Origin of the sequence: Stieleria sp., from assembly GCF_041595215.1 — a bacterium.
In the GTDB taxonomy this organism is placed as follows: Bacteria; Planctomycetota; Planctomycetia; order Pirellulales; family Pirellulaceae; genus Stieleria; species Stieleria magnilauensis.
Window position 1 is genome coordinate 1 of sequence record NZ_JBFHKV010001031.1, and the last position, 3,049, is coordinate 3,049.

General features: G+C 58.3%; 2 protein-coding genes. Both read right to left on the reverse strand.

The annotated features are described in order from the left end of the window. On the reverse strand, nt 1-2,267 hold a 2,267-nt coding region (locus ABX749_RS27645), incomplete at its 3' end, for an alpha/beta hydrolase-fold protein (RefSeq protein ID WP_372898871.1). Between the two features lie 349 nt (nt 2,268-2,616). After that, the coding region (locus ABX749_RS27650; protein ID WP_372898872.1) for a hypothetical protein at nt 2,617-3,049 on the reverse strand (433 nt) is incomplete at its 5' end.

A 3,049-nucleotide genomic window follows, 5' to 3' on the forward strand; every position in this document is an offset into this window, starting at 1 on the left:
GGATGGACCCGGAACGTCCAGGTGCTCTCGCCGCCGGAATCGGAAACGGCCAGCGTGCCCCCGTCGTTGGACAACGCGATTCCGTTGGGACGCGTGATTCCGCTGTCGACCGCCGTCGTTTCGCCGGTCTTCAAGTTGATCCGCGTGACTTGTTTGGCCCGAGTCTCGGTGATGAACGCAAATCCATCCGCGGAGACGGCCAAGTCGTTCGGCTTGACACCGCTCGCGACCACGTTGACCGTACCGGAAACCGGGTCGATCGAAATCACTCGATCCATTGCACCCTGGCATCCGTACAGCAGTCCGCCGGGACCGAACATCAACCCGCTGACCGATTCCTTGGCGATCACCGTTTGTTTTCCGTCATCGGCACTGACGCGGTAGACCGCCGGCGCCTTCATGTCGCTGTAGAAAAAATTGCCTTCGGCGTCGCTGCACGGTGCGTCGGCGAACCCGAGGTCGGCGGCGACGACTTCCCAGAACTGGCCCGGGATCAACAGGTTCAGCAGCGTCAAGTCACCACGCAGGTCGCCACTGGTGTCCAGCACCGGCTGGTGTGTCTCGTTTCGCCACAGCCATTTCATTGCATCGGGAAAACGCGCGCTGCCGAAATCGGCGTTGTGCGCGTAGCCTTCGGACCAATCAAAACGGGTGTCGTAACCCATGTACTTGAGCGCCGATGCCATGCGCTGGTTTGCCCAGGGCCAGCTTCCGAACGCGTTGTCGACGTCACCGCTGGTGTCGGACATGTAAACGCGGATCGGTTTCGGTTCCGTTTTACGGACCAGTGCGGGGTAGACGTTGCCGCCGCACAAGTTCGTGAAACTGCCGACGTTCGAATAAACCTTGCCGAACTGGTCGGGACGTTCCCAGGCGGCGGTGAAGGCGCAGATGGCGCCGGAGCTGGACCCGCCGATCGCCCGCATCGCAGGGTCGGAAGAAAGGTTGTAGCGCTGCTGGACCGCGGGAAGGATTTCTTCGAACAAGAATCGCGTGTATCGATCACCCAGGCTGTCGTATTCCAAGCTGCGGTTGGAAGACTTTTTGCCTTGGCGAGGCTTTGACTTGTGGTGTCCCGGATTGATGAACACGGCGATGGTCGGTGGCATTTCGCCGCGTGCGATCAAGTTGTCAAAGACGATCGGGATCCGCCAGCGTCCCTTGATGTCACGCATTCGCTCACCGTCCTGAAACACCATCAGCGCGGCAGGGGTATCCGCTTTGTATTGTGCCGGCACGTAGATCGCCCAATCACGGATCGTGCCGTCAAAGACCTTCGATTCCCAGGGCTCCATCTGCTCTACGGTCCCCTTGGGAACCGAGTCGTCGGCGATTGCATCGGGATGCGGATGCCACTCGGGTTTGGTTTCGGTCGACGGGATCACGGTCGAATCGGAGTCCTCCGACGACAGCCATCGCAGTGCGTCCGGAAAGACTTCGCCGCCCCATTTTCCGCTGTGTCCGCCTTCGGTCATGACCAGTTTGTAGTGATAGCCGGCGAACTGCAGCGCGGCCGCCATGTCCCGATTTCCCAGTGGCCAGTTCCCGTGCAGATTGTTCAAGTCGTCCTTGCCTTCTTGCAGGTAAACCTTGATCGGTTTGGGAGCATCTTTCGTTTTGCGAATCAACCCGGGATAAGCCCAACCGCCGCGGATGTTGGTGAAACTGCCGATGTGGCTGAGTACTTTGCCGAACTGATCCGGTTTTTCCCAGGCGACGGTGAACGCGCAGATGCCACCGGATGAGATCCCGCACACCGCGCGGCGTTTGGCATCGTCAGAAACGTTGAGTCCTTTCAAGGCGACGGGCAGAAATTCATCGACCAGGAACGTTGCATAGCGGTCACCGAGTGAATCGTATTCGAATGAACGGTTGCTGCGGTCTTTCGCGCCGGGCTTGGTCGCCGGAATCGTACCGGGGTTCACGAAGACGGCGATCGTGACCGGCATCGCGCCTTGATGGATCAGATTGTCAAACACGACGGGAACACGAAACGCGCCGTTGGCCTTGGCGTAATTTTTACCGTCCATGAACACCATTAAGTTTGCCGGCGCGTTTTCGTTGTACTGTGCCGGAACGTAGACGCTGTACTGGCGCGTCGTACCGGGGAACACGCGACTGTCGACGAAGACGCCTTCGGTGAGTTTCCCCTGCGGAACATCCGGCTGGACCTGGCGATCGGACGCATTGGGTGGAGAGTCGTCCGCGGCAGACACGGTGGTCATCGCCAGCAAGACGGCGAAGGCGAGCAAGGCTTGAGGTTTCATGATGATTCAGGAGGGCGGCGAAATGCGGGGAGGTGGTGCGGGAGGCTGCACATCATCGTTTGCCGCTGACCGGTAAGCAAGTGCCGCTGGGGGGCTGCGTTGGTCGAAGGCATGGGGTCAAAAAATAAGTTGGTCAAAAAATAAGTTGGTCAAAAAATAAGTTGGTCAAAAAATAAGTTGGTCAAAAAATAAGTTGGTCAAAAAATGAGGTGGTCAAAAAATGAGGTGGTCAAAAAATGGGAGGCGGGTGCAGGAGGCTTTGCGCATCCTGTCCCACCAGCTGACTCCATTTTTTGACCAATCCATTTTTTGACCCTCTCTCTCCGCGCCCCAACGATCACTCAACCCATCACCGCGCGAGGGGTTTCATTTCGAAATGACTGGCGGTGCCCCAACGCCCCGAGTCCGCCTCGCCTTGATAGAACTGAAGGCTGACTTGTGGCGGTGTGGAGGCGTCTTCCGGCAGGGTGGCCGTGCCGACGGCAATCCATTCTTGCTCACCGGGTCTGCGATAAAAACCGCTCAGCTCCGGTCCGTCGACAACGAATCGCAGTTGGACGGTTTCACCGGGATAGGGAACGATAGCGATGGTGCGCGTGCGATCCTTTTCTTCGCGTCCCATCACGATGTTGGTGATGCCGTGCTCAATTTCCAACCCGATTTTGACCATCGTCGAATCGCTGTAGTACCAGACCAGATTTGTTTGCTCCCAGCGTTTCTTCGGATGTTGCTCCAGTTGCACACGGACGTCGACGGAGTCCTGCCAGGCCCGGGGCACCGGA